The 25,812-nt window shown below is 65.3% G+C and carries 24 protein-coding genes; 3 read left to right on the plus strand and 21 right to left on the minus strand.

The window, feature by feature from the left end; translation table 11 throughout:
• Positions 1-12 precede the first annotated feature (12 nt).
• The 8 genes from EN786_RS17310 to rplS form a co-directional block, all read right to left on the minus strand.
• Positions 13-1,209, minus strand: a complete 1,197-nt coding sequence (locus tag EN786_RS17310) for a GGDEF domain-containing protein (RefSeq protein ID WP_127309327.1) — start codon at positions 1,207-1,209, stop codon at positions 13-15.
• Between the two features lie 172 nt (positions 1,210-1,381).
• Entirely contained in the window at positions 1,382-2,791 is a 1,410-nt protein-coding gene (leuC, locus tag EN786_RS17315) for a 3-isopropylmalate dehydratase large subunit (RefSeq protein WP_127309326.1), read from the minus strand.
• 471 nt (positions 2,792-3,262) lie between these two features.
• On the minus strand, positions 3,263-3,898 hold the full coding sequence (locus tag EN786_RS17325; protein WP_127309325.1) for a class I SAM-dependent methyltransferase: 636 nt from the start codon (positions 3,896-3,898) through the stop codon (positions 3,263-3,265).
• Positions 3,899-3,957: 59 nt separating this feature from the next.
• Entirely contained in the window at positions 3,958-4,767 is an 810-nt protein-coding gene (locus EN786_RS17330) for an amino acid ABC transporter permease (protein WP_127309324.1), read from the minus strand.
• Between the two features lie 261 nt (positions 4,768-5,028).
• Positions 5,029-5,826, minus strand: coding sequence for a transporter substrate-binding domain-containing protein (locus EN786_RS17335; RefSeq protein ID WP_127282079.1), 798 nt, complete (start codon positions 5,824-5,826; stop codon positions 5,029-5,031).
• A gap of 169 nt (positions 5,827-5,995) precedes the next feature.
• Entirely contained in the window at positions 5,996-6,487 is a 492-nt protein-coding gene (locus EN786_RS17340) for a MarR family transcriptional regulator (protein ID WP_127309323.1), read from the minus strand.
• A complete protein-coding gene (locus EN786_RS17345; RefSeq protein WP_127309322.1) occupies positions 6,484-6,918 on the minus strand; it encodes an organic hydroperoxide resistance protein in 435 nt (144 codons plus the stop codon). Before EN786_RS17345 ends, EN786_RS17340 begins: the two co-directional genes overlap by 4 nt.
• A gap of 173 nt (positions 6,919-7,091) precedes the next feature.
• The gene (gene rplS / locus EN786_RS17350) at positions 7,092-7,628 is read right to left on the minus strand and encodes a 50S ribosomal protein L19 (protein ID WP_127282082.1); all 537 of its coding nucleotides are present in this window, start codon (positions 7,626-7,628) and stop codon (positions 7,092-7,094) included.
• A gap of 313 nt (positions 7,629-7,941) precedes the next feature.
• Between rplS and EN786_RS17355 the strand changes: the two genes are divergently transcribed.
• A complete protein-coding gene (locus EN786_RS17355) occupies positions 7,942-8,694 on the plus strand; it encodes a sulfite exporter TauE/SafE family protein (protein WP_127309321.1) in 753 nt (250 codons plus the stop codon).
• Positions 8,695-8,794: 100 nt separating this feature from the next.
• On the opposite strand, the gene trmD is transcribed toward EN786_RS17355, so the two are convergent.
• Positions 8,795-9,490 carry a tRNA (guanosine(37)-N1)-methyltransferase TrmD gene (gene trmD / locus EN786_RS17360; RefSeq protein WP_127282084.1) on the minus strand — a complete coding sequence of 232 codons (696 nt, stop codon included), beginning with the start codon at positions 9,488-9,490 and terminating at the stop codon, positions 8,795-8,797.
• Positions 9,487-10,089, minus strand: a complete 603-nt coding sequence (gene rimM / locus EN786_RS17365) for a ribosome maturation factor RimM (RefSeq protein WP_127309320.1) — start codon at positions 10,087-10,089, stop codon at positions 9,487-9,489. The genes trmD and rimM overlap by 4 nt, the downstream gene beginning before the upstream one ends.
• A 98-nt stretch (positions 10,090-10,187) precedes the next feature.
• Between rimM and EN786_RS17370 the strand changes: the two genes are divergently transcribed.
• Both EN786_RS17370 and EN786_RS17375 read left to right on the plus strand, forming a co-directional pair.
• Positions 10,188-11,126, plus strand: coding sequence for a tyrosine recombinase XerC (locus tag EN786_RS17370; protein ID WP_127282108.1), 939 nt, complete (start codon positions 10,188-10,190; stop codon positions 11,124-11,126).
• Between the two features lie 62 nt (positions 11,127-11,188).
• The gene (locus EN786_RS17375; protein WP_135908688.1) at positions 11,189-12,253 is read left to right on the plus strand and encodes a TraB/GumN family protein; all 1,065 of its coding nucleotides are present in this window, start codon (positions 11,189-11,191) and stop codon (positions 12,251-12,253) included.
• Positions 12,254-13,031: 778 nt separating this feature from the next.
• Here EN786_RS17375 and lpdA read toward each other — a convergent pair.
• The 11 genes from lpdA to zapE form a co-directional block, all read right to left on the minus strand.
• Positions 13,032-14,438 (minus strand): dihydrolipoyl dehydrogenase, encoded by a 1,407-nt coding sequence (lpdA, locus tag EN786_RS17385; RefSeq protein ID WP_127282087.1) that lies wholly within the window; start codon positions 14,436-14,438, stop codon positions 13,032-13,034.
• Positions 14,439-14,461: 23 nt separating this feature from the next.
• Complete coding sequence (locus tag EN786_RS17390) at positions 14,462-15,217, minus strand: SDR family oxidoreductase (protein WP_127282088.1); 756 nt, start codon at positions 15,215-15,217, stop codon at positions 14,462-14,464.
• Complete coding sequence (locus EN786_RS17395; RefSeq protein ID WP_189340302.1) at positions 15,214-15,729, minus strand: hypothetical protein; 516 nt, start codon at positions 15,727-15,729, stop codon at positions 15,214-15,216. Before EN786_RS17395 ends, EN786_RS17390 begins: the two co-directional genes overlap by 4 nt.
• 41 nt (positions 15,730-15,770) lie before the next feature.
• Positions 15,771-17,045 (minus strand): 2-oxoglutarate dehydrogenase complex dihydrolipoyllysine-residue succinyltransferase, encoded by a 1,275-nt coding sequence (odhB, locus tag EN786_RS17400; RefSeq protein ID WP_127309316.1) that lies wholly within the window; start codon positions 17,043-17,045, stop codon positions 15,771-15,773.
• Between the two features lie 31 nt (positions 17,046-17,076).
• On the minus strand, positions 17,077-20,064 hold the full coding sequence (locus EN786_RS17405; protein WP_127282093.1) for a 2-oxoglutarate dehydrogenase E1 component: 2,988 nt from the start codon (positions 20,062-20,064) through the stop codon (positions 17,077-17,079).
• Between the two features lie 125 nt (positions 20,065-20,189).
• The gene (sucD, locus tag EN786_RS17410) at positions 20,190-21,092 is read right to left on the minus strand and encodes a succinate--CoA ligase subunit alpha (RefSeq protein ID WP_127282094.1); all 903 of its coding nucleotides are present in this window, start codon (positions 21,090-21,092) and stop codon (positions 20,190-20,192) included.
• Positions 21,093-21,104: 12 nt separating this feature from the next.
• Positions 21,105-21,599, minus strand: coding sequence for a DUF1579 family protein (locus EN786_RS17415; protein ID WP_127282095.1), 495 nt, complete (start codon positions 21,597-21,599; stop codon positions 21,105-21,107).
• A 2-nt stretch (positions 21,600-21,601) separates the two neighbouring features.
• Positions 21,602-21,973 (minus strand): cupin domain-containing protein, encoded by a 372-nt coding sequence (locus EN786_RS17420; protein ID WP_127282096.1) that lies wholly within the window; start codon positions 21,971-21,973, stop codon positions 21,602-21,604.
• A 4-nt stretch (positions 21,974-21,977) separates the two neighbouring features.
• A complete protein-coding gene (gene sucC / locus EN786_RS17425; RefSeq protein WP_127311017.1) occupies positions 21,978-23,171 on the minus strand; it encodes an ADP-forming succinate--CoA ligase subunit beta in 1,194 nt (397 codons plus the stop codon).
• 29 nt (positions 23,172-23,200) lie between these two features.
• Positions 23,201-24,169: a malate dehydrogenase gene (gene mdh, locus EN786_RS17430; protein WP_126057450.1), complete on the minus strand. Its 969-nt coding sequence runs from the start codon at positions 24,167-24,169 to the stop codon at positions 23,201-23,203.
• 396 nt (positions 24,170-24,565) lie between these two features.
• Positions 24,566-25,765: a cell division protein ZapE gene (gene zapE / locus EN786_RS17435; RefSeq protein WP_127282098.1), complete on the minus strand. Its 1,200-nt coding sequence runs from the start codon at positions 25,763-25,765 to the stop codon at positions 24,566-24,568.
• Between the last annotated feature and the right edge of the window lie 47 nt (positions 25,766-25,812).

A 25,812-nucleotide genomic window follows, 5' to 3' on the forward strand; every position in this document is an offset into this window, starting at 1 on the left:
GGCCGCTTGGCCTCACCCGACGCTGGCGGGCTCCGGCACGAAGACCGTTTCGGGACGCTCATAGGACAGGCGCACGCTGTCGCGGCCGTTCTTCTTGGCCTTGTAGAGCGCGTCGTCGGCGCGGCGCATCAGCGGCGCCAGGCCTTCGTCGCCGGTGCGGGCAGCGACGCCGAAGCTCGCCGTCACCCTGACGCCTCGCGGCAGGCTGGCGACGCCGCCGGACGAATAGAGCGAGCGGATCGCCTCGGCGAACAGGCGGGCAGAAGCCAGGTCGCACAGCGGCAGTAGCACGGCGAACTCCTCGCCGCCGATGCGGCCGGCGGCGCCGCGCGTGCCGGTGGCGAAGCTCAGCTTGGCGGCAAAGTCGGCGATCACCCTGTCGCCGACCGCGTGCCCGTGCTGGTCGTTGAGCGCCTTGAAGTGGTCGAGGTCGGCAAGCACCATGGCGACGGGGAATTTCGCCTTGGCACACTGGTCGAGCAGCAGCGCCGCCCGCTCCTCGAAGCCGCGGCGGTTGAGCAGGCCGGACAGCGGATCGGTATGGGTCTCGGCCTTCAGCGCCTTCAAGACGTCGAGCGCGGCCGCTGTGAACAGGGAAAGCGCGATCAGCAGCGACAGCAGCGCATGCGAGAGCAGCGCCGTCGTCCAGTAGGACGAGCCGTAGAATCCGTCATAGCTCGGGAACGGCCCGTGCGCGATGACGACGATCAGGGTTCGGACGACGAAGTTCAACCCCGAAAGCAGCGACAGCACGAACAGGATCTTCTCGGTCGGGCCGTTGCCGCGCACCGTGCGCAGTTCCGCGGCGACCAGCAGGCTAAGGGCGCCGAAACCGAAATTCATCGACAGGATGCGCCAGGTGAGATCCGGCTGCACGAACATGAACCATGAAAAGGCGGCGAGCCCGCCGCCGGTGGTGAGCGCGATGCCGACATAGGGGACGCGTCGCCCGTAGCGCGCAACGATCGCGCTGGAGAGGCAACAGCCGGCCGCCGTGAAGCATATGTTGGAGACAAGCTTGGTCAGCACCATCCCGACAGGAAGGGTGAAATACTGGAACAGGAAGCCGGGGGCCGACAGGCAGTAGCTCGTGGCCAGCACCGCCAGGTAGGGGCGATGGCGCTGATGGAACCACAGGACGAGGAACGCGGCGCCAAGCGCCAGCGCGATCGTCGGGTTGAGCAGCGCTATGAGCAGACCCGTGTCCAAACGACTGTGATTTCCCCGCTTACGTGAGGGAAGATGCTAAAGCGCAAGCCCAAACAAGCGGTTAAGCGAAGGCCGCCTTTCCGAAAAAAGCCGGAGGCGCGGCAAAGAAAAACCCCGAGCCACCTGGATGGTTCGGGGTTTTGATCTTGTCCGTATGCGAATGCCGCGGCTGCTATTTCCAGTCGCGGATGTCGACGAAATGGCCGGCGATCGCGGCCGCCGCGGCCATGGCCGGCGACACCAGATGGGTGCGGCCCTTGAAGCCTTGCCGGCCCTCGAAATTGCGGTTCGAGGTCGAGGCGCAGCGCTCATGCGGCTTCAGCCGGTCGTCGTTCATGGCGAGACACATCGAGCAGCCCGGCTCGCGCCAGTCGAAGCCGGCGGCGAGGAAGATCTTGTCCAGCCCCTCGGCCTCCGCCTGTTCCTTGACCAGGCCAGAGCCCGGCACGATCATGGCGTTGACGCGCGGATTGACCTTTTTGCCCTCGACCACCTTGGCGGCGGCGCGCAGATCCTCGATGCGGCCATTGGTGCAGGAGCCGATGAATACGCGATCGAGTTCGATGTCGGTGATCTTGGTGCCGGGCGTCAGCCCCATATAGTCGAGCGCGCGCAGCTTCGACGAGCGCTTGTTCTCGTCGGTGATCTCTTCCGGATTGGGCACGAAGCCCTGCACCGAGACCACATCCTCGGGCGAGGAGCCCCAGGAGACGATCGGCGGCAGCTTCTGCGCGTCGAGCACGACCACCTTGTCGAAATGCGCGCCTTCATCCGAATGCAGCGTCTTCCAATAGGCAAGTGCGGCATCCCAGGCCGCGCCCTTCGGCGCGCGCGGCTTGTCCTTGACATAGGCGAAGGTCGTCTCGTCCGGCGCGATCAGGCCGGCGCGCGCGCCGCCCTCGATCGACATGTTGCAGATCGTCATGCGGCCTTCCATCGACAGCGCGCGGATCGCCTCACCGGCATATTCAATGACGTAGCCGGTGCCGCCGGCGGTGCCGATCTCGCCGATGATGGCGAGGATGATGTCCTTGGCGGTGACGCCTTCCGGCAGCGTGCCGTCCACGCGCACCAGCATGTTCTTGGCCTTGCGCTGGATCAGCGTCTGCGTCGCCAGCACATGCTCGACTTCCGACGTGCCGATGCCATGCGCCAGCGCCCCGAAGGCGCCGTGCGTGGAGGTGTGGCTGTCGCCGCAGACGATGGTCATGCCGGGCAGGGTGAAGCCCTGCTCCGGGCCGATGATGTGGACGATGCCCTGGCGGATGTCGTTCTCGGAATAATAGTCGATGCCGAAATCCTTGGCGTTCCTGGCCAGCGCCTCGACCTGGATCCGGCTTTCCTCGTTCTTGATGCCGAACTTGCGCTCGGGCGAGGTCGGCACATTGTGGTCGACCACGGCCAGCGTCTTTTCCGGATGCCGGACTTTTCTGCCGCTCATGCGCAGGCCCTCGAAGGCCTGCGGGCTGGTCACCTCGTGAACGAGATGGCGGTCGATGTAGAGCAGGCAGGTGCCGTCGTCCTGGCGGTCGACCAGATGGTCGTCGAAGATCTTGTCGTAGAGGGTGCGCGGTGCGCTCATGTGCGTAAATCCGTCGATATGAAAAAGGGAAGAAGCCGGTGCCGGGCCATGCAAGCCCGGCAAGGGCGACGAGGCGAAGACGGCCTAGCTAAGTCGGCTGGTGAGCGCGCCGCAAACGCGCGCGGCAAATCGCGACGGCAGGCGCTTTCTGTCCTGCAGCACGAAACCCTTGTAGGCCGGATCGCCGAAAAGCTCTTCCATGGCGCTGCTCATATCAATGTTTGCCGATTTCGGCAATCGGCTGGCATTTGCGGCTTAGACACCGAACGTCAGCGCTGCCCCTCACCTGCCTGCCGGCACCCTCTCCCCGTATAGTGACGGGGAGAGGAACGCTCTCATCGGCGATTTCGCCAATTGCTAAGTTTGGATGAAGAGAGCCGGCGTTGCGGCCAGCCCCTTCTCCCCGTCACTATACGGGGAGAAGTGCCCGGCAGGGCGATGAGGGGCGGCGCCGACATCGGTGATTGGCGCTCACACCACCTCAAACACGAACGTCTTCACCAGCGCCTCCGGATCGCCGATCGCGTAGCAGCGGAACCAGGGACTTTGCTCTACCAGCCGCCATTTCTCCTCCCGCTCAAGGCTGTCGAAGACATCTTGAAATCCGCCGCTCTCGAACACTTGGTCTCGCACCGTGAAGATGGCGTGGCCGCCGCGTCGGGTGATGCGCACCAGCTCATGCAGGCCAGATGCCGGCGCATGGCCGATGGTGAACACGCCGGTCGAGAAGAAGGCGCGGAAATGGCCGTCCGGCCAAGGCAGCGGCCCGCCGAGCATCGCCTTCTTCAGCTCGCTGTAGGCGTTGCGGCTGCCGGCGATCTTCAGCATGTCGTCGGAGAGATCGAGCCCGGCAATGTCGGCATAGCCAAGCGCCTTCAGCGACTGGCCGGAGAGGCCGGTGCCGCAGCCGGCGTCGAGCAGCGGGCCTTCGCCGACAGGCACATGGCGCGCCACCCAGGCGGTGATCAGGAACGGCAGCAGATAGCCGAGCGAGGCGGTTTCGCTGTCATAGGTCGCGGCCCATTCGGCATAGGCCTTGGCGAGCGCCTCCGGCGTGTCGGCCGTATAGACGGAATCCAGCGCCGCATTGGCCTTGTCGAAATCCACCAAATTGTCCTCCTCCGCTGGCGCGCGGGACGGATCGTAGCGCGGTCTTTGTTGGACTTCTATTCCTGGTGCTGGCGGCGCAGCCGCTGCTCCAGCGCCCTGAGCGCCAGCGACAGGCCGACGGTGAGGATCAGATAGATATAGGCGACGATCGAATAGGTCTCGAAGAAGCGGAACGAACCGGCGGCATAGACCTTGCCCATCTGGGTGATGTCGGCGACGCCGAGCACCGAGACCAGCGAGGAATCCTTGACCATGGCGACGAAGTCGTTGCCGAGCGGCGGCAGGATGGTGCGGATCGCCTGCGGGAAGACGATCAGCCGGAAGCGCTGCGCGCGCGTCAGTCCGAGCGCCTTGGCCGCCTCGATCTGGCCCTTCTCGACCGACTGGATGCCGGCGCGGAACACTTCCGAGATGAAGGCGGAATAGCCGATGGTCAGCGCCATGATGGCGCGCCACAAAAGCGAGACGTCGCGCACCAGCAGTTCGCCGAGATAGCCGGCGCTTTGCAGCGGCGCGGTCAGCGCGTTCCACGCAGCCACGACGGCCGGCGCGCCGGCGAACGCGATCCAGAACAAGAGCACCAGGATCGGCACGCCGCGGATGATCTCGACATAGAAGCGGGCGATCTGGCGAAGCACCCGCGAGCTCGACAGCCCCATCAGCGCGACGCCGAGCCCGATCGCCGAGGCCAGCGCGAACGCGACCACGGTGACGAAGACAGTGATGCCGATGCCCTTGGCGACGGTGGCGAAGACCTGGGCGTAGAGGTCGCTCGACGCAATGAACAGCGCCGCCGCCAGCGCCAGCGCCAGGGCGGCGGCCAGCCACCAGGGGAATTCGGCTTTGGCGGAGGACGATGCGGGCATCAGGCGGCGGCGCTTGAGAGGTAGTCCCGAGAGGACTGCGCCAAGGAACCCCTCTCTGGCCTGCCGGCCATCTCCCCCTCAAGGGGGGAGATCGAACTTCGCGTTTGCTTTCGCCAATCACCAACGTTGAATGAAGAGCACCGTCGGCGGAGCTGCCAATCTCCCCCCTTGAGGGGGAGATGCCCGGCAGGGCAGAGAGGGGGGCCTGGGCGCAATGTCAGCGCAATTTCCTGCAAACCCACTGCGCGCACCAAGACGAGCTCACTGCCCCATCTTGTAATCAAGGAACCACTTCTTGTTCAGCGCATCGAGCGTGCCGTCGGCCTTGAGCGAGGCGATCGCGGCGTTGACTGGTTTCACCAAATCCGATCCCTTGGGGAAGATGAAGCCGAAATCCTCGGTGCCGAGCGGCCCGCCGATCAGCTTCAGCTTACCTTCCGAAGCGTCGACATAGCCCTTGCCGGCGGTGCCGTCGGTCAGCACCACGTCGACGTCGCCCGACTTCAGCGCCTGCACCGTGGCGCCGAACGTCTCGAACAGCTTTATGCGCGGGTTCTGCTCGTTGCCGTCGAGCACGCTGTAGACGGCGGTGTAGAAGGGCGTGGTGCCGGCCTGCGCGCCGATCAGCCCGTCCTTGAAGGCGCCGAAGGTCTTGGCGTCGGTGAAGCGGCTTTCATCGCCGCGCACCAGCATGAACTGCTCCGAACGCATATAGGGGTCGGAGAAGTCGACCTTCTCCTTGCGGTCGTCCTTGATGGTGATGCCGGTCATGCCGATGTTGTACTGGTTGTCGGAAACCGCCTGGATCATCGCGTCCCAGGAGGTGTTCTGGTACTCGACCTTGAAGTTCAGCCGCTTGGCGATCTCGTCCATCGCGTCATATTCCCAGCCGATCTGCTTGCCGGTTTTGGAATCGATGAACTGCAGCGGCGGATAGGCGTTCTCCGTCACCACCACCACCTTCTTGCCGCCGAGGTCGGGCAGCGTCTCGGCCAACGCGGCGACAGGCGCGAGAAGGCAGGCCAGCACGGCCGCCAGCAGCAGTTTCGATTTTGTCATGACACGCTCCAGAACTTGAAACGCCCCACGAAAGTGCGGGGCTTGCAGGAAAATCCGGCGCCGACTTTAGCTTTCCGCAAGCGCCTTGCAAGTCGATCCGCAACGCCACGGGGCTGAAGCTGATCCCATGCTCACGACGAAGCGGATTTGCAGCATCTTCGGCGGGTGTCTATTCCATTGCCTCGCGCAAGCCGGCGACGAGACGGGTGAGCGTTCCATGCAGGGCCTTGAGCTCGGCGCGCTCCATCGGCATGGCGCAGTCGAGGCCCGCCTGCACATCCTTCACGCGGGCGCGCAGCGCCTGCCCCTTGGCCGTCGGCTCGACCAGCACCCTGCGCTCGTCGGCGCTGTCGCGCCTGCGCGTAACGAGACCACCCGCTTCCATCCGCTTGATCAACGGCGTCAGCGTCGCCGAATCCAGGCCCAGCGCTTCGCCAAGCGCGCCGACCGTGCTCGGCGCGCGCTCCCACAACACCAGCATGGCCAGATATTGCGGATAGGTGAGGCCCAGCGGATCGAGCAGCGGCCGGTAGAGCTTGGTCATCAGCCCGCTCGCCGAATAGAGCGCAAAGCAGAGCTGCTGGTCCAGCCGCGGAACGGCAATCGCCCCGGCGCTATCCGCCGGGACGTCGCTGACGGTCTCTGTGGTTCTTGTTGTCATGCTGCCTTTGCCGGAAGCGCCACGGTCGAAAGCGCAACATCTATGTTGCCCCTGATGGCGTTGGAATAGGGGCAAATCTGGTGCGCCGCCGATACAAGCGCTTCCGCCGCCGTGTGATCAAGGCCTTTCGTTTCCGCCGCCAGCGACACACCGAGCCGGAACCCGCCCTGGCCGTTGGGGTGGAGGCTGACGCTGGCGGTCACCGCGGCGTCTTCGAGCGGCAGCTTCTCCTTGCGCGCGACGAAGCGGATCGCGCTTTCGAAGCAGGCCGCGTAGCCGGCGGCGAAAAGCTGCTCGGGATTGGTGGCGCCGCCCTGCCCGCCCAGTTCCTTCGGCATTGCCAGATCGACCTTGAGCAGCCCGTCGCTGGTCTCGGCGTGGCCGGCGCGGCCGCCGCTGACGCGGGCCTGGGTGGTGTAGAGTGCTGACATAGGTGGTCTCCTGTTATCTTGTGCACGATTACCTAGTGTACAAGATATTTGAATGTCAACCCCGACGTCGTCATCCACGGGCGGAGCCTCGGCCAAATCCAAACGCTTTCGACACCACCAAACGAAAAAAGGCGGCCGAAGCCGCCTTTTCCATAAACGAATTGTCGAGAAGCTTATTCGGCGGCGGCTTCCGCGGCCTTGGCAGCCTCGGCGGCGGCCTTCTTCTCGGCGGCGTCCTGCGCGGCCTTCTCGACGGCCAGCGCCTCGGCGGCGGCGACCTTCTCGGCCTCGATGCGCGCCTTCTCGGCGTTCAGCGCATCACGCTCCTCGTCGTTGAGCTTGCGGGCGCGCACGCCGGTGTTCTCCGAGATGCGGGCCGACTTGCCGCGACGGTCGCGAAGGTAATAGAGCTTGGCGCGGCGCACCTTGCCGCGGCGCACGATCTCGACGCCCTCGACCATCGGCGAGTAGACCGGGAACACGCGCTCCACGCCTTCGCCGTAGGAAATCTTGCGGACGGTGAAATTCTCCTGGAAGCCCGAGCCGGAACGGGCAATGACGACGCCCTCATAGGCCTGGACGCGGGTGCGGCTGCCTTCGGTCACGCGGACCTGGACGCGCACGGTGTCGCCGGGCTGGAATTCGGGAAGCTTGCGCTTGGCTTCGATCTTGGCGGCCTGTTCGGCCTCGAGCTGGCGGATGAGATCCATCTCAAATATCCACTTCTTGTTCTTCCGACAGTCAGAGCGTCCTCGACTCGCCTTGCAGTTCCAATGACCGCTCGGCTATGCCCTTTGTCCAACATAGGACATCGGGCAGGGACGGCTACACCGTCATTGTTGACGGGTTCCGAAAGATTGTTCTTCCGGTTCGGGCGGGCACATACAGCTATTTTGACGCTTTGTCACGCCTTGGCCCTGTCTTTTTTGGCCGCATGCCATCACGCAATTGCCAGCCGCGGGGTTGCGCGCGCCCGTCAAGCTTCCTAATCCGGGCTGGACAACCTACTCCGACGACGTGCTGATGTCTCCATTCGACGCGATCCTGCTCTTTCTGGCGGGTTTTGTCTCCGGCGCCGCCAATGCGGTGGCCGGTGGCGGAACCTTCATCACCTTCGGCGCCATGACGCTGGTCGGCGTGCCGCCGATCGTCGCCAATGCCACCTCCTCGGTGACGCAGTTTCCGGGCTACATAACCTCGACGCTCGCCTACGCGTCCGACATCCGGCATTTCTGGCGCGAGGCATTGCTGCTCTGCTTGATCTCGGCCCTCGGCGCGCTGGCCGGCGCGCTTATCCTGCTGGCGCTCGACAATCCCTCTTTTCGCGCGCTGGTGCCCTGGCTGCTTCTGGCGGCGACCGCCCTTTTCGCCGCCGGCCCCTGGCTGAAGCCGGCGCCGAAGCCCGGACACCAGCCGGCCGTCGGCTCGTTCGCCGGTTCGCTCGTCCAGTTCCTGACCTCGATCTATGGCGGCTTCTTCGGCGCCGGCATGGGCGTCATGATGCTGGCCACGCTGGGCCTCACCCAGGCCGGCGACTACCACCGGCTGAACGCGATGAAGAACATGCTGGCGGTGGTCATCGCCGCCATCGCCATCCTGGTCTTCGTCTCCGGCGGCGTCGTCGCCTGGCCGCAGGCGATCGTCATGATCCCCGGCGGCGCCCTCGGTGGCTATGCCGGCGTCTGGATCGCCAAGCGCGTGCCGCAGAACGTCGTGCGCGGCTTCGTCGTCGCCGTCGGCCTGTTCCTGGCCTTCTACTATTTCGCCAAGGGCTGAGAACCATGATCCCGAACCGCAGGACCGCGTAAGCGAAAAGCGGGACCCGGTTTTCGGAAAAGATCATGGTCAGATAAAGAGAAGGACGATCCGCCCCGAGCTATCGGGGCGGATCGTCCGCCAGCAAATCCGGCCGCCGCTCCCTGGTGAGCTTCTCGGCCTCGGCCCGCCGCCATTCGGCGATCTTCCTGTGGTTGCCCGAGATCAGCACATCCGGGATCGGCCGGCCCTCGAACTCCTGCGGCCGCGTATAGTGCGGATGCTCGAGCAGACCATTCTCGAAGCTTTCCTCCTCGCCCGAGACGGCATTGCCCATGACGCCTGGCAACAGCCGCACCACCGCGTCGAGCAGGACCAGGGCCGCCGGCTCACCTCCCGACAGGATGAAGTCGCCGACGGAAACCTCCTCTAATCCCCGCGCGTCGATCAGCCGCTGGTCGACGCCTTCGAAGCGGCCGCACAGGATGACCGCGCCCGGTCCGGCGGCAAGTTCGCGCACCCGGGCCTGCGTCAGCGGCTTGCCGCGCGGGCTCATCAGCAGCCTTGGCCGCGCATCGCCGGGAGGCGAAGCATGGTCGATGGCTTTTGCCAGCACGTCGGCGCGCATCACCATGCCGGCGCCGCCGCCGGCCGGCGTGTCGTCGACGGTGCGATGCCTGTCGGTGGCGAAATCGCGGATCTGGATCGCCTCAAGCGACCATGTGCCGACTTCCAGCGCCCGGCCGGCCAGCGACAGGCCGAGGGGGCCGGGAAACATCTCTGGATAGAGCGTCAGCACCGAGGCGGCAAAACTCACCGGTTGCCCCCGGCATCCTTCGGCCCGCGCGGCCGGCCCTTCGGATCGAAGCCGTCGCGGCCGGGCGCGGCCTCGCCGTCCTCGTCCTCGACCAGGCCGGCGGCCAGCGGATCGACGCGGACGAACCCTTCGACGACCGAAACCTGCGGAACGGCGGCCTGCGTGAACGGGATCAGCACGCCCTTGCGGCCGGCGAGCGTGACGTCGAGGATGTCGCCGCCCCCGAAATTATGCACGGCGACCACCTTGCCGATGGCAGCACCTGTCTCGTCCCGGACCTCCAGCCCGATCAGGTCGGCGTGGTAGAACTCGTCTTCCTCACCGTCGTCGGGCAGCACCGAGCGGTCGACGAACAGCTCGGTGCCGGAAAGCGCCTCGGCGGCGTTGCGGTCGCTGACACCCTTGAAGCGCACCACCACGACGGTATTGGCGGGCCGGATGTCGATGATCTGGAAGGCGCGGCCATCCTTGGCGTAGAGCGGCCCGTAGTCGGCCAGCGCCAGCGGATCACCGGTGAAGGTCTTCACCCGCAGCTCGCCCTTGATGCCATGCGCGGCGCCGATCACGGCCAACTGGACGGGGTACTGGGGCTTGGTCATGGCGCGACATCCTTTGCCCTGCTCTAACCCTCCCCAGCCGTCATTTCAATGACGCGCTCTTCACCGCTTCCTAACCTGGCTGGCCGAAAATGCAGCGCATGCAGGAATTCCTCATCCCGGCAAAGCCCGACCTCCAGGCGGCGCGCGAGAACTGGCTGAAGATGCTGGCGCGCGAGCGCCGGCTGTCGCCGGAAACGGTGGAAGCCTATGAGCGCGACACCCGCCAGTTCCTGCATTTCCTGACCGGCCATTGCGGTGGTCCGCCCGGCATCTCCGACATCGCCGAGCTGCGCCCGGCCGATTTGCGCGGCTTCCTCGCCGCCCGCCGCAACGCCGGCGCCGGCGCCCGCACGCTCGGGCGCGGGCTGGCGGGCATCCGCTCGCTGCTGCGCTTCCTCGAACGGCGCGGCCTCGCCAATGCCGCGGGTGCGGCGGCGCTGCGCGCGCCACGCCAGCCGAAGTCGCTGCCCAAGCCGCTGACGGCGAGCGATGCAAAAGAGGTCGTTTCCGTGCAGGGCCAGCTCGCGGAAGAACCCTGGATCGCCGCCCGCAACGCCGCCGTGCTGACGCTGCTCTACGGCTCGGGCCTGCGCATTTCCGAGGCGCTCGGCCTCGCCGGCGCCGAGCTGTCGTCGGAAACGGACACCGTGCTGCGCGTCACCGGCAAGGGCGGCAAGACCAGGCTGGTGCCGGTGCTGCCGGTGGCCTTGCGCGCGGTCGCCGAATACCGCCGGCTCTGCCCCTTCCATATCGATCCGAAGGGCCTGCTGTTTCGCGGCGCGCGCGGCGGTCCGCTCAATCCGGCGATCGTCCAGCGCGACATGGCGAGGCTGCGCTCGGCGCTCAACCTGCCCGACACCGCGACTCCGCACGCCTTGCGCCACTCCTTCGCCACGCATCTGCTCGGCCGCGGCGGCGACCTGCGCACCATCCAGGAACTGCTCGGCCACGCCAGCCTGTCGACCACACAGGTCTATACCGGCGTCGACACCGCAAGGCTGCTCGAGATTTACGAATCCGCTCACCCAAGGGCGTGAACCCTTCAAATTGGCTGCGCCGATTAACCGTTTTGCCGCTTTTTGATCGTAAGAAGCGACTTATGAAACGCGTCATCGCCATCGCTGACCGCGCGGCCCTCGTGTCGCTGAAGCTACTTGTCGCGCTCAACGTCCTGTTTTTCCTGTCTTTCCTGATCGTCGCGCTGCTTGCCGGTCGGGCGCATGCCGAGACCCCGGCCTGCGGCGGCACCGACATGCTGAGCGCGCTGCGCAAGGACAATCCGGCCGTCTACAGCAAGATAGAAGCCGAAGCAGCGGCCACGCCCAACGGCAAGGGCCTGCTGTGGAAACTGGAAAAGCCCGGCGAAAAGCCCTCCTTCCTGTTCGGCACCATGCACATGACCGATCCGCGCGTCACCACGCTGCCGCCGGCTGCGCAGAAGGCTTTCGACGCCGCCGATACGGTCGTCATCGAGACCACGGAAGTGCTCGACCAGCAGAAGATGATGGCCGCCCTGCTCAAGGAGCCGGACCTGATGATGTTCACCGACAGCACCACGCTGTCCTCGCTTTTGTCGCCCGACGACGCTGCCGCCATGAACAAGGCGCTCGACGCGCGCGGCATACCGCCGGCCACCGTCGCCAAGATGAAGCCCTGGCTGCGGTCGGCCATGGTTGCGCTGCCGGCCTGCGAGCTGGCGCGCAAGGCCGGCGGCGCGCCGGTGCTTGACGTCAAGCTCGCCGAGGACGCCAAGGCTTCAGGCAAATCCGTCGAGGGGCTGGAGACTGTCGCCGATCAGCTTCATGCCATGGCCTCGCTGCCGCTGGCCTTCCATATGAAGGGTCTGGTCGACGCGCTCAAGCTCGGCGACAAGGTGAACGACGTCAACGAAACCATGATCGTTCTCTACCAGAGCGGCGAGACCGGCATGTTCTGGCCGCTGTTTCGCGTCGTCCTGCCCGGCGACGAGGATGATCCGGCCGGCTATGCCGCGTTCGAGGAGACCATGATCACCAGCCGCAACAAGGTGATGGCCGATCATGCCGGACCGCTCCTGGCCCGGGGCAATGCCTTCATGGCGGTCGGCGCCATGCATCTTCCGGGCCCGCAGGGCCTGGTCGAGGATTTGCGCAAGGCCGGCTACACGGTGACCGCCGTCGACTGATCCGCACGGCCGGGTTGCGCCTCGATAGGGCGGGAGCGCCGGCGCCGGGCTGATTCGTGACTTGGCGGCGCAAACCTCCCCCGGTTTCGTGCCGGATGGTCTCGAAAGACCGGGTTCGGCTCGATCCCGACCCATTTTGTGGTGGAAATGCATGCCGGCAGGGGATTCCAGGTCAGAATTGCCCTGCTTTCAGCATTTTCCGGGCCTAGTATGAAACCCGTTCAACGGTCGCGCGTTGACGGGTGTTATTTGATACTTTTCATCCACGGAGGACACTTTTATGGCGAACCCTAACGACACTCCCAGATCGGGCGGCGGCGGCAGTGGCTGGCTGATTGCCCTGGTGGTCATTATCCTGGCCATTGTTGCCTACTATGTTTTCGGAAGAAGCGGCGAAGCTCCGGCGCCCGCCGAGCCGCCGGCCGCGAGCACACCGGCGCCCGCTCCGGAGCCGATGAAGCCTGCCGAACCTGCCCCGGCACCTGCGCCAGCGCCCGCTCCGGCACCAGAGCCGGCTCCCGCGCCAGCACCGGCCCCGGCGCCCGCTCCGGCACCTGCGCCGTCTCCGTAATCGGGCTTACCTCAACGACGAACGGCCCGCCGAAAGGCGGGCCGTTTTGTTTGGTGGCAGGCGCGAGAAAGGCCCTTAGAAACTCGCTCCGGTGAGTCAGCTGGAGTGGTTTTCGAGAACCGGAGCGGAGCGTACTAAAGTATGTGAGCACCGGAAGCGCAGAGAACCGCTCCAGATGGCCGCCGGAGTAGAGTTTATACGAGCCTTTCAGATGTGGATCGGCTTGAAGAAGGTGGCCAGCGCCGCTTCCTTCACCGCCTCCGACATGGTCGGGTGCGCGTGGCAGGTGCGGGCGAGGTCTTCCGACGAGCCGCCGAATTCCATCAACACCGCCGCCTCGTGGATCATCTCGCCGGCGCCGAAGCCAACGATATGGACGCCAAGCACGCGGTCGCTTTGCTTGTCGGCCAGGATCTTGACGAAGCCATCGGTGTGCAGCATGGCGCGCGCCCGGCCATTGGCCGTGAACGGGAATTTTCCTACCTTGTAGTCGACGCCGGCCTTCTTCAATTCTTCCTCGGTCTTGCCGACCGAGGCGATTTCCGGGCTGGTGTAGACGACGCTCGGGATCACGTCGTAGTTCACATGGCCTGCCTGGCCGGCAATGATCTCGGCCACCGCCACGCCTTCGTCCTCCGCCTTGTGCGCCAGCATCGGGCCGGCGATGACGTCGCCGATGGCATAGATGCCGGGAACGTTGGTCCTGAGATGCCCGTCGGTCTTGACCCGGCCGCGCTCGTCCATCTCGACGCCCGCATCCTTCAGCCCGAGGCTGTCGGCATAAGGGCGGCGGCCGGTGGCGACCAGCACCACATCGGCGGCGATCGTTTCGGCGGCGCCCCCCTTCACCGGCTCGAAGGTGACGCTGGCGCCCTTCTTGGCCTTGGCGACCCCGGTGACCTTGGCGCCGAGCTTGAACTCGAAGCCTTGCTTGGAGAGCAGCCGCTGGAACTGCTTGGAAACCTCGCCGTCCATGCCGCCGAGGATGGTGTCGAGGAATTCGACCACCGTCACCTTGGCGCCGAGCCTGGCCCACACCGAGCCGAGCTCCAGCCCGATGACGCCGCCGCCGACCACCACCAGATGGCCCGGCACCTTGTCCAGCGACAGCGCGCCGGTCGAGGACACGATCACCTTCTCGTCGAAATCGACCTTGACGCCGGGAATGCCCGCGACATCCGAGCCGGTGGCAATCACGATGTTCCTGGTCTCGATCTCCTCGACCTTGCCGTCCTCGCCGGTGACCGACACCTTGCCGGCACCAACCACCTTGCCGGTGCCGCGGAAGCTGTCGATCTTGTTCTTCTTGAACAGGAAGGCGACGCCGTTGACGTTGGCCGAAACCGTCGCGTCCTTGTGCGCCAGCATCTTCTTCAGGTTGAGCTGCGGCGCGCCGATTTCGACGCCGAGCGTGTCGAAGGAATGGCCGGCCTCGGCGAACATCTCGGAGGCGTGGAGCAGCGCCTTCGACGGAATGCAGCCGATGTTGAGGCAGGTGCCGCCGAAGGTGGCGTTCTTCTCGACCACCGCCGTCTTCAGCCCGAGCTGCGCCGCCTTGATGGCGCAGACATAGCCGCCCGGTCCCGATCCGATGATTACGACGTCATAGGCCATGGTCTTGTCCTTTGCTCTGGCGCCTAGCGGCCGCCGCTCACATTCAGGATCGCGCCCGTTATATAGGAGGCCGCGTCCGACAGAAGATAGAGAACCGCGCTCGCGACTTCATCCGCGGTGCCCGGCCTTTTCATCGGCAGCATGTCCCGCATTCGCGCCACGCGGTCCGGCTGGCCGCCGGAGGCATGGATCTCGGTGTCGGTGATGCCGGGGCTGACGGCGTTGACGCGGATGCCTTCGAGCACCACCTCGCGTGCCAGGCCGATGGTCAGCGTGTCGATCGCGCCCTTGGAGGCGGCGTAGTCGACATATTCGCCGGGCGAACCCAGCCTCGCCGCGGCGGAAGAGATGTTGACGATGCCGCCGCCCTTGCCGCCATGCCGGGTCGACATGCGCTTGACCGCCTCGCGCGCGCAGAGGAAGGAGCCGACGACATTGACGCGCATCATGCGCTCGACCCGCGCGGCGCTCATCTCGTCGACGCGCGTCTTGGCGTCGACGATGCCGGCATTGTTGACGAAAGCATCGAGCCGGCCGAAACCCTTGTCCACCGCCTCGAACATCGCCAGCACATCGGCCTCGTTGCCGACATCGCCCTTGACGGCAATGGCCTCGCCGCCCGCGGCCTTGAGTTCGGCGACCAGCGCCTCGGCGACTGCCTGGTTGGAGACAAAATTGACAGCGACACGATAGCCGGCCTGGCTGGCCTGCCGGCAGATGGCGGCGCCGATGCCGCGGCTGCCGCCGGTGACCAGCAGCGTCTTCTTGTCCGCGCTCATTCCTGGCAGCCTTTCAGCAGGAAGACATCCCACGGCACCTTGGAAAAGCCGTCTGGGCCATAAGCGGCCGACATCTGCAGCGAGGCACCTAGATCCGGAAAGATCAGGCTTTTCGGCGCCTCCGCGCCTTCGGCCGGCAGCAGCGCGATGTTGCCCTTGTCGTCGGCGCTGTAAACGACGCCCTCCCACACCGTGCAGGCGGCGAGCTCATCGCCGGTGACGTCGCCGGTCGGGCATTTGTACATCAGCGAGCCGTGAGGCCGCGCCACGCCGTCGGTCCACATGACGATGCCGTCCAGCACCAGGCCCTTGTCGAGCACCATCTTGAAGCTGTTTGTGACGGTGGCCGAGTCCATGGTCGGCCTGAAATCGATGCCGGCCTCGCTTTCGGCATCGCCATAGACGGCGAGTTCCAGCGGGCAGGCGGCGTGGGACGGCGACGCAGTCAGCGTCGCCGAACAAAATACCGCGAAGACCGCTCCGGATCGAAAGCCAGAGGAACCGGTCGTCATCCGCTGGCGCAGATCGTCTCTCCGGCCCACCTTGACGGACCTCAGAGATCGAGCACCAGCCGTTCCGGATCCTCCAGGCTTTCCTTGACGCGCACCAGGAAGGTCACCGCTTCCTTGCCGTCGACGATGCGGTGGTCGTAGCTGAGCGCCAGGTACATCATCGGCCTAATCACGATCTGGCCGCCGACCACGACCGGCCGGTCCTGGATCTTGTGCATGCCGAGGATGCCGGACTGCGGCGCATTCAGGATCGGCGTCGACATCAGCGAGCCGTAGACGCCGCCATTGGAGATGGTGAAGGTGCCGCCCTGCATGTCGGCGACGGAGAGCTTGCCGTCGCGCGCGGCGAGACCCAGCCGGCCGATCTCCTTCTCGATCTCGGCGATGGACATCTGGTCGGCGTCGCGCACCACCGGCACCACCAGGCCCTTGTCGGTGCCGACGGCGACGCCGACATGGGCGAAGTTCTTGTAGATGATGTCGGTGCCGTCGATCTCGGCGTTGACCGCCGGGATCTCCTTCAGCGCATGCGTCACCGCCTTGGTGAAGAAGCCCATGAAGCCGAGCTTCACGCCGTGCTTCTTCTCGAATACGTCCTTGTACTTGGCCCGCAGCGCCATCACCGCGCTCATGTCGACCTCGTTGAAGGTGGTCAGCATGGCGGCGGTCGACTGCGCTTCCTTGAGCCGGCGCGCGATGGTCTGGCGCAGCTTGGTCATGCGCACGCGCTCCTCGCGCGGAGCGTCTTCGGCCGGCGACGGCGCGCGCACGGCGACCGGGGCCGATCTCGGCGTCTCGGCCGGCTGCGACGGCGCGCCCTTGGCGATGGCGTCAAGCACGTCGCCCTTCAGCACCTGGCCGCGCTTGCCGGTGCCGGTGATCTGGTCGACCGCGAGGTTGGCCTCGGCGATGAGCTTCGCAGCCGCCGGCGCCGGCGGCATGGTGCGCTGCTCGATCGCGCCGGCATCGCCGGCGATCTTGGCGGTCTCGGCCGCCGCCTGCTTGACGGTGGAGGCCGCGTCCGGGCTCGAGGCCTGCGAGACGGCTTGAGGCTTGGTCGCCGGAGCCGCGGCCTCGCCGCCGGCCGAGATCGAGCCGAGGAGCGCGCCGACGCCGACCGTCTCGCCTTCCTTGGCGGCGATCTCGCCGAGCGTTCCGGCGCTCGGCGACGGCACTTCCACCGTCACCTTGTCGGTCTCGAGCTCCACCAGCGGCTCGTCGGCGGCGATCGCATCGCCGACCTTCTTGAACCATTTGCCGATGGTCGCTTCGGTGACGGATTCGCCGAGGGTGGGGACGCGGATTTCGGTAGCCATTGTGCCTGTCCGTTCTGTCTCTTCTTGAGTTCTATTCGCCGAGCGCGTCGTCGAGCAAGGCGGCGAGCTGGCTGAGATGCTTCGACATCAATCCGGTCGCCGGCGAGGCGGACGCCGGCCGGCCGGTGTAGCGGACCCGCTGATGCTTGGCGTCGATATGCGCCAGCACCCATTCCAGATAGGGATCGATGAACGACCAGGCGCCCATGTTCTTGGGCTCCTCCTGGCACCACACCATCTCGGCATTGCGGAAGCGTGACAGCTCGGTGATCAGCGCCTTGGCCGGGAACGGATAGAGCTGCTCGACGCGCAACAGGTAGATGTCGTTGATGCCGCGCTTCTCGCGCTCCTCGTAGAGGTCGTAATAGACCTTGCCCGAGCACAGCACGACGCGACGGATCTTGGAATCCTTGGTCAGCTTGATCGCCTGGTTCGGCAACAGCTGCGCGTCGTCCCACAGCAGCCGGTGGAACGAGCTTTCGCCCGAAATCTCCGACAGCGTCGACACCGCCCGCTTGTGGCGCAGCAGCGACTTCGGCGTCATCAGGATCAGCGGCTTGCGGAAATCGCGCTTCAATTGCCGGCGCAATATGTGGAAGTAGTTGGCCGGCGTGGTGACGTTGGCCACCTGCATGTTGTCCTCGGCGCAGAGCTGCAGGAAGCGCTCGAGCCTGGCCGAGGAATGCTCCGGCCCCTGGCCCTCATAGCCATGCGGCAACAGGCAGACGAGGCCCGACATTCTCAGCCACTTGCGCTCGCCCGACGAGATGAACTGGTCGAACACCACCTGGGCGCCGTTGGCGAAGTCGCCGAACTGTGCTTCCCACAGCGTCAGCGCCTTCGGCTCGGCCAGGCTGTAGCCATATTCGAAGCCGAGCACCGCCTCTTCCGAAAGCATCGAGTTGATGACTTCATAGCCGGCCTGCGCCGCCGACAGGTTGTTGAGCGGGATGTAGCGCGTCTCGTCGCGCTGGTCGTAGAGCACCGAATGGCGCTGCGAGAAGGTGCCGCGCTCGGAATCCTGGCCGGAGAGCCGGATCGGGTTGCCGTCGAGCAGGATGGCGCCGAAGGCCAGCGCCTCGGCCGTCGACCAGTCGATGCCTTCGCCGGAGTCGATCGACTGGCGGCGGTTCTCGAGGAAGCGGACGATCGTCTTGTGCGCCTCGAAGCCCTTCGGCACCTCGGTCAGCTTCTTGCCGATCTCCTTCAGCGTCTTGACCGGCACGGCGGTCTTGCCGCGCCGCTGTTCGTCCTGGTTGTCGGCCGTGCGCAGGCCCGACCAGGCGCCGTCCAGCCAGTCGGCCTTGTTCGGCTTGTAGCTCTGGCCGACTTCCCACTCGGCTTCCAGATGCGCCCGCCAGTCGGCCTTCATCTTGTCGAACTCGGCCTGGGTGATGTGGCCCTCGGCCATCAGCCGGTCGGCATAGATCTGCACCGTCGTCTTGTGGGTGCGGATGGCGCGGTACATGATCGGCTGGGTGAAGGCCGGTTCGTCGCCCTCATTGTGGCCGAAGCGGCGGTAGCAGAACATGTCCACCACCACCGGCTTGTGGAACTTCATGCGGAACTCGGTCGCCACCTTGGCGGCGTGCACCACCGCTTCCGGGTCGTCGCCATTGACGTGGAAGATCGGCGCCTCGATCATCTTGGCGACATCCGACGGATAGGGCGAGGAGCGCGAGAAGCGCGGATTGGTGGTGAAGCCGATCTGGTTGTTGATGATGACATGCAGCGTGCCGGCGACGCGATGGCCGCGCAGGCCGGATAGGCCGAGGATCTCGGCGATCACGCCCTGGCCGGCAAAGGCGGCGTCGCCGTGCAACAGCAGCGGCATCACCTTGGCGCGTTCCGACAGCGGCACGATCTCGCCGCGCTCGCGGCCGGCGAACTGGTCCTGCTTGGCGCGCGCCTTGCCCATCACCACCGGGTCGACGATTTCCAGATGCGAAGGATTGGCGGTCAGCGACAGGTGCACCTTGTTGCCGTCGAACTCGCGGTCCGACGAGGCGCCGAGATGGTACTTAACGTCGCCCGAGCCCTCGACCTCGTCGGGTGCCGCCGAGCCGCCCTTGAACTCATGGAAGATGGCGCGGTGCGGCTTGGCCATCACCTGGGAGAGCACGTTGAGGCGGCCGCGATGCGCCATGCCGAGCACGACCTCTTTCAGGCCGAGCTGGCCGCCGCGCTTGAGGATCTGCTCCAGCGCCGGGATCAGCGCCTCGCCGCCGTCGAGGCCGAAGCGCTTGGTGCCCTTGTACTTGACGTCGGCGAACTGCTCGAAGCCTTCCGATTCGATCAGCTTCTGCAGGATCGCCTTCTTGCCGGTCGCGGTGAAGGTGATCTCCTTGTCGGCGCCCTCGATGCGCGCCTGAATCCAGGCCTTCTCCTCGGGGTCGGAGATGTGCATGAACTCGACGCCGAGCGTCGAGCAGTAGGTGCGGGTCAGAATGTCCAGCATCTGCCGGATCGTGCCGAACTCGAGCCCCAGCACATTGTCGAGGAAGATCGGCCGGTCGTAATCTGCTGACGTGAAGCCGTAATTCTCCGGCGACAGCTCGTTGTAGTCCTCGAGCGGCTTGGCGATGCCGAGCGGGTCGAGATTGGCATGCAGATGGCCGCGCATGCGGTAGGCGCGGATCATCATGATGGCACGCACGGAATCGCGCGTCGCCTGGTGCACGTCGGCATCGGACAGGACGACGCCGTTGGTGACCGCCTTTTCTTTGACCTTCTTCTCGATCGTCTTTTCGACCAGGCCCCAATTGCCGTCGAGCGCCGAGACCAGTTCGCCATTGGCCGAGAGCGGCCAGGAGGGCCTGGCCCAGGAAGCGCCGTTGGCGTTCTTGCGGACGTCCGCGGCGTCGTCCTTCAGCGCCGCGAAGAAATCCTGCCACTGCGGATCGACCGAGCCGGGATCGTCCTCATAGGCGGCGTAGAGCGCGTCGATATAGTCGGCATTGCCGCCATAGAGGAAAGAGGTGAGCGAAAATTGGTCGTTGGCCTGATCTTGTCGTGCCATGTCACTTGTCGGAGCCTGGCTCCGTCTCCTTAGTTTGGAGGGAGTAGGGGAATAGGGGAGTAAGGGAATAGGGCTGTCCAGCGCCTGTCTTTCCCTATTCCCTTCTGCCTTACTCCCCTACGCTCTTAACCCTTGATCGCCTCGACCAGCGTCGTGCCCAGCCGTGCCGGCGACGGCGAAACTTTTATCCCGGCCGATTCCATCGCCGCGATCTTGTCCTCGGCGCCGCCCTTGCCGCCGGAGATGACCGCGCCGGCATGGCCCATGGTGCGGCCGGCCGGCGCCGTGCGCCCGGCGATGAAGCCGGCCATCGGCTTCTTGCGGCCACGCCTGGCTTCGTCCTTGAGGAACTGCGCGGCGTCTTCCTCGGCCGAGCCGCCGATCTCGCCGATCATGATGATCGACTTGGTCTCGTCGTCGGCGAGGAACATCTCCAGCACGTCGATGAACTCGGTGCCTTTGACCGGATCGCCGCCAATGCCGACGGCGGTGGTCTGGCCGAGGCCGACATTGGTGGTCTGGAACACTGCCTCATAGGTAAGCGTTCCCGAGCGCGAAACAACGCCGACCGAACCCTTGCGGAAGATGTTGCCGGGCATGATGCCGATCTTGCATTCGTCGGGGGTCAGCACGCCCGGGCAGTTCGGTCCGATCAGCCGTGACGTCGAGCGATCGAGCCGCGCCTTGACCTTGACCATGTCCATCACCGGGATGCCCTCGGTGATGCAGACGATCAGCGGGATCTCGGCCTCGATCGCCTCGATGATGGCTTCGGCGGCGCCCGCCGGCGGCACGTAGACGACGGAGGCGTTGGCGCCGGTCTTGGCCTTGCCCTCGGCGACGGAAGCGAAGATCGGCAGGCTCTCGCCCTTGGCGCCGGTCCAGGTCTCGCCGCCCTTCTTGGGATGGATGCCGCCAACCATCTTGGTGCCGTGATAGGCCAGCGCCTGCTCGGTGTGGAACGTGCCGGTCTTGCCGGTCAGGCCCTGAACCAGCACCTTGGTGTTCTTGTCGATGAGAATGGACATCGGAGCCCTTTTCTAAACGTTGATCGAGGAAGGCGAGACGCGCCGGTAGAGCCCGCTCACCATGTCTTGCCAGCCATCGCTGCCGGCAGGTTTGAAGTTCAGTCGCATGCGGTAGGCATCGTCGCCGTCGAAACTGTAGGTCACCCGTGCAGCGCCGCGCGGTGACGACCGCTCCAGCACCAGCTCGTCGCCATTCCAGGTGCCCGTGGCCGGCGAGGCCGGCACGAAGCCCATGGAATCGAACTGATGCATGGTGACGAGTTTGGACTGCTGGTCGAAGCCGAACACATTATGCGAGCCGAACGAGACCGTGCCGTCGCGGCGCTGCTTGTAACGCTGCACCACGAACAACCCGCCGAACTGCGCTTCCGCCAAGATTTCCGACGTTGCCGCGCCTTCATCGGCCCATTGTGTCGCCGCGACGTCCTCCTCGCCGCGCCACGCGCCGACCAGCGCCTGCAGGCGCTGGTGATCGGCCGAGAGCGAGGAGAAAGAGGCCGCGTTCATGGTCAGAGCCGCTTCAGGTCGGTGACAGTGAGGTCGCTCTTGGCATTGCCGGTGTTCAAGGTCGTCGCCGGCTCGAACATCAGCACGATAGGCTCTTCGGTGAGCGAGCGCGGCCGGTGCTCGACGCCGCGCGGCACGACGATGAAATCGCCCTCGCCGAGCTCGACCGGCCCGTCGCGGAAATCGATGGCGATGCGCCCACGCAATACGAGGAAGGCTTCATCCTCATTGTCATGCGCATGCCAGTCGAAGGCCGCGCCGAACTTGGCGACCTTGGCCTGGCTGTCATTGACGTCGCCGGCGATGTGCGGATCGAAGACCTTGGCGATCTTCGCGTCCGCCGCCTCGACCAGGTTTATCTTGCGCGGGGGCATCCGCTCAGCCCTTCACCGCCTTGACGATCTTCTTGGCCGCGTCGTCGAGGTCGTCGGCCGAGACGACGTTGAGGCCGCTGTCATTGATGATCTTCTTGCCCAGTTCGGCATTTGTGCCTTCCAGCCGCACCACCAGCGGCACCTTCAGCCCGACTTCCTTGACCGCGGCGATCACGCCTTCGGCGATCACGTCGCATTTCATGATGCCGCCGAAGATATTGATCAAAATGCCTTCGACCGCCGGATCCTTGGTGATGATCTTGAACGCCGCCGTCACCTTCTCTTTCGAAGCGCCGCCACCGACATCGAGGAAGTTGGCCGGTTCGGCGCCGTAGAGCTTGATGATGTCCATCGTCGCCATGGCCAGGCCTGCGCCGTTGACCATGCAGCCGATATTGCCGTCGAGCGCGACATAGGCGAGGTCGTATTTCGACGCCTCGATTTCCTTCTCGTCCTCTTCGGTGGTGTCGCGCAGCTCCATCACATCGGGGTGGCGGAACAGCGCGTTGTTGTCGAACGAGACTTTTGCGTCGAGCACGCGCAGCCGGCCGTTCTTCATCACGATCAGCGGGTTGACCTCGAGCAGGCTCATGTCCTTCTCGACAAAGGCCTTGTAGAGGATCGGGAATAGCGTGCCGCCGTCCTTGGCGGCGTCGCCGTCGAGCTTCAGCGCGCCGTTGAGCGTCTTGAGATCATCCGCCGTCACGCCCTTTTCCGGGTCGATGGCGACGGTGATGATCTTTTCCGGCGTGTCATGCGCCACCGCCTCGATGTCCATGCCGCCCTCGGTCGAGACGACGAAGGCGATGCGGCCGACCGAACGGTCGACCAGGATGGACAGATAGAGCTCGCGGTCGATGTCGGCGCCGTCCTCGACATAGAGGCGGTTGACCTGCTTGCCGGCAGGGCCGGTCTGCTTGGTGACCAGCGTGTGGCCGAGCATCTCGTTGGCGTTGGCGACCACTTCGGCCACCGACTTCGCCAGCCGCACGCCGCCCTTGGCGTCGGGGGAAAGCTCCTTGAACTTGCCCTTGCCGCGGCCGCCGGCATGGATCTGGCTCTTCACCACATAGAGCGGGCCGGGCAGCGCCTTGGCGGCGGCTTCGGCATCGCCGGCCTTCAGCACCGGCACGCCATCCGCCACCGGCGCGCCGAACGACTTCAGCAGTGCCTTGCCCTGATATTCATGGATGTTCATGGCTTATCTCCGGATCAACTGCTGGCGGATCACTTCGAGGCGAGGTGCGGCGCGATCTTGACGCAGGCCTCGGTCAGGCCCTGCACCGTCGCCACCGAACTGTCGAACATCTTCTGCTCGCTCTTGTTGAGGTCGATCTCGATGACGCGCTCGACACCGCCGGCGCCGATCACAACGGGAACGCCGACATAGGTGTTCTTCACCCCGTACTGGCCCGACAGGTGGGCCGCGCAGGGCAGCACGCGCTTCTTGTCCTTGAGGAAGGATTCGGCCATCGCGATCGCCGAAGCCGCCGGCGCATAATAGGCCGAGCCGGTCTTGAGCAGCCCGACGATCTCGGCGCCGCCATCGCGGGTGCGCTGCACGATCTGGTCGAGCTTTTCCTTCGAGGTCCAGCCCATCTTGACGAGGTCGGGCAGCGGAATGCCGGAGACCGTCGAATAGCGGATCATCGGCACCATCGAATCGCCGTGGCCGCCGAGCACGAAGGCGGTGACGTCCTCGACCGAGACCTTGAACTCCTCGGCCAGGAAATAACGGAAGCGCGCGCTGTCGAGCACGCCGGCCATGCCGACGACATGTGTCTTGGGCAGGCCGGAGAACTTCTGCAGCGCCCATACCATCGCGTCGAGCGGGTTGGTGATGCAGATGACGAAGGCCTTCGGCGCATACTTCTTCAGTCCGGCGCCGACCTGCTCCATGACCTTGAGGTTGATGCCGAGCAGGTCGTCGCGGCTCATGCCCGGCTTGCGTGGCACGCCGGCGGTGACGATGCAGACGTCGGCGCCCTCGATGCCGGCATAGTCGTTGACGCCGGTCAGCCTGGCGTCGAAGCCGTCGACCGGCGACGACTGCGCGATATCCAGCCCCTTGCCCTGCGGAATGCCCTCGGCGATATCGAACAGAACCACGTCGCCGAGGTCCTTGAGGCCGATCATATGGGCGAGGGTGCCGCCGATCATGCCCGAGCCGATAAGCGCTATCTTGTTGCGTGCCATGTGAGGATTTTTTCCCTTTGTCTGTGACGGCGCCAAATCTTTGCGACTTGCTGACGGCGTCGAGGAAGGAGGCCGAATGCTGCGGGGAACCCGTGAGATTTCGCCGCACCCAATAGCTCCGGTGGATGGAAAATTCAAACGATTATTTTGGAGCGAGCATTTTCAATCGGTTAGATAATTTGGGTTTTACGTAAACGTCAAAATTATTGAGCCGACTTGGGAGAATTTATACAATGAAGGTGGAAATCTGAAGGCTGGCAGCCGGCGATGACGCCCTTGTGATGGCGATGCCCGGTGGGCGCGCGGGGAGCGGCATGGGTTAACGAAGGCGCTCGCAATTAAGGTGATGCGCGCTTCGGAGATTGGCCGAAGTCGCAGCCGTTGCGCTTCGTCAGCCTACGCCCGCGCCTGCTGTGCCTCCGGCGCCACCGTCTCCACCTTCCGCCTCTCCGCCCAGTCCTCCAGCCATTCGTGGCCCTGCATCTCGATAAGGCGCGAGGCAGTACGTTCGAACTCGAACACCTCGTTGCCGCGCTTGGCCGTATAGAGCCCGGTCGGCGGAGCATCGGCGCTCACCACCAGCCTGATGTGATGATCGTAGAGCGTGTCGATCAACAGGATGAAGCGCTTGGCCTCGTTGCGCTTGCCTTCGCCGAGCACCGGCACATGGTCGATGAAAATGGTCGAGAAGCGGCCGGCGATGGCCAGGAAATCGCGCGCGCCGAGCGGCTTTTCGCAAAGGTCGGCGAAGGAAAAGCGCGCAGCGTCGCCGGCCGCGCGCGGCACCGCGACCTGCCGGCCCTTCACCGTCAGCGCCGTCTCGGCCGTCGGCTTGCCGTGCGTCATTGCTTGCCAGGCCTCGTCGAGGGCGGCGTCGGCGGCCGCATCCGCCGGCGAGACGTAGACCGCCATGCGGCTGAGCTTCTCGAGGCGATAGTCCTTGTCGCTGTCCAGCGTCATCACCTCGGCATTGCGCTCCAGGAGGCCGATGAAAGGCAGGAAGAGCTGCCGGTTCAGCCCGTCGCGATAGAGGTTCTCGGGCGCGACATTGGAGGTGGCGACCAGCACGACGCCGTCGGCAAACAGCGCCGAGAACAGCCTGGACAGGATCATCGCATCGGCGATGTCGGTGACGGAGAACTCGTCGAAGCACAACACCCAGGCCTGCTCGGCCAGCGCGTGCGCCACCGGCGGGATCGGGTCGTCCTCCTTGACGTCGCCGTTCTTGCGCGCCTGCCGGTGCTTCTGGATGCGGTCCTGCACATCGGCCATGAAGTCGTTGAAATGGACGCGGCGCTTGCGCCTGACCGGCAACAGCTCGAAGAACATGTCCATCAGCATGGTCTTGCCGCGGCCGACGCCGCCATGGATGTAAAGGCCCCTGACCGCCGCCGGCGGCTGCTTGCGGGCGAACAGCCAGCCCAGCGCGCTCGATTTCTGAGCCAGTCTTTTTGCAGAGATCTCGTCGGTCAGCCGATCGAGCGCGGCGGCGATGCGCTCCTGCGCCGGGTCGCGCGCGATGGCGCCCGTCTCGACCAGATGGTCGTAGCGCTGCCTGACGGTCGCATGGGTCTGGAGGCCGTCACGCAGGTGCATCGGTCACGTCGTTGTTGAGCACATCCAGGAAAAGTAGCGGCTTTCCG

This window comes from Mesorhizobium sp. M4B.F.Ca.ET.143.01.1.1, from assembly GCF_004792275.1.
GTDB classification, from domain to species: Bacteria; Pseudomonadota; Alphaproteobacteria; order Rhizobiales; family Rhizobiaceae; genus Mesorhizobium; species Mesorhizobium abyssinicae.

Excerpts from the sequence above, each read along its gene's own strand:
- leuC (WP_127309326.1), bottom strand. The coding sequence starts at position 2,791 with ATGAGCGCACCGCGCACCCTCTACGACAAGATCTTCGACGACCATCTG.
- EN786_RS17330 (WP_127309324.1), bottom strand. The coding sequence starts at position 4,767 with ATGCCCGCATCGTCCTCCGCCAAAGCCGAATTCCCCTGGTGGCTGGCC.
- EN786_RS17335 (WP_127282079.1), bottom strand. The coding sequence starts at position 5,826 with ATGACAAAATCGAAACTGCTGCTGGCGGCCGTGCTGGCCTGCCTTCTC.
- EN786_RS17340 (WP_127309323.1), bottom strand. The coding sequence starts at position 6,487 with ATGACAACAAGAACCACAGAGACCGTCAGCGACGTCCCGGCGGATAGC.
- EN786_RS17345 (WP_127309322.1), bottom strand. The coding sequence starts at position 6,918 with ATGTCAGCACTCTACACCACCCAGGCCCGCGTCAGCGGCGGCCGCGCC.
- rplS (WP_127282082.1), bottom strand. The coding sequence starts at position 7,628 with ATGGATCTCATCCGCCAGCTCGAGGCCGAACAGGCCGCCAAGATCGAA.
- EN786_RS17355 (WP_127309321.1), top strand. The coding sequence starts at position 7,942 with ATGTCTCCATTCGACGCGATCCTGCTCTTTCTGGCGGGTTTTGTCTCC.
- rimM (WP_127309320.1), bottom strand. The coding sequence starts at position 10,089 with ATGACCAAGCCCCAGTACCCCGTCCAGTTGGCCGTGATCGGCGCCGCG.
- EN786_RS17370 (WP_127282108.1), top strand. The coding sequence starts at position 10,188 with ATGCAGGAATTCCTCATCCCGGCAAAGCCCGACCTCCAGGCGGCGCGC.
- EN786_RS17375 (WP_135908688.1), top strand. The coding sequence starts at position 11,189 with ATGAAACGCGTCATCGCCATCGCTGACCGCGCGGCCCTCGTGTCGCTG.
- lpdA (WP_127282087.1), bottom strand. The coding sequence starts at position 14,438 with ATGGCCTATGACGTCGTAATCATCGGATCGGGACCGGGCGGCTATGTC.
- EN786_RS17390 (WP_127282088.1), bottom strand. The coding sequence starts at position 15,217 with ATGAGCGCGGACAAGAAGACGCTGCTGGTCACCGGCGGCAGCCGCGGC.
- EN786_RS17395 (WP_189340302.1), bottom strand. The coding sequence starts at position 15,729 with ATGACGACCGGTTCCTCTGGCTTTCGATCCGGAGCGGTCTTCGCGGTA.
- odhB (WP_127309316.1), bottom strand. The coding sequence starts at position 17,045 with ATGGCTACCGAAATCCGCGTCCCCACCCTCGGCGAATCCGTCACCGAA.
- EN786_RS17405 (WP_127282093.1), bottom strand. The coding sequence starts at position 20,064 with ATGGCACGACAAGATCAGGCCAACGACCAATTTTCGCTCACCTCTTTC.
- sucD (WP_127282094.1), bottom strand. The coding sequence starts at position 21,092 with ATGTCCATTCTCATCGACAAGAACACCAAGGTGCTGGTTCAGGGCCTG.
- EN786_RS17415 (WP_127282095.1), bottom strand. The coding sequence starts at position 21,599 with ATGAACGCGGCCTCTTTCTCCTCGCTCTCGGCCGATCACCAGCGCCTG.
- EN786_RS17420 (WP_127282096.1), bottom strand. The coding sequence starts at position 21,973 with ATGCCCCCGCGCAAGATAAACCTGGTCGAGGCGGCGGACGCGAAGATC.
- sucC (WP_127311017.1), bottom strand. The coding sequence starts at position 23,171 with ATGAACATCCATGAATATCAGGGCAAGGCACTGCTGAAGTCGTTCGGC.
- mdh (WP_126057450.1), bottom strand. The coding sequence starts at position 24,169 with ATGGCACGCAACAAGATAGCGCTTATCGGCTCGGGCATGATCGGCGGC.
- zapE (WP_127282098.1), bottom strand. The coding sequence starts at position 25,765 with ATGCACCTGCGTGACGGCCTCCAGACCCATGCGACCGTCAGGCAGCGC.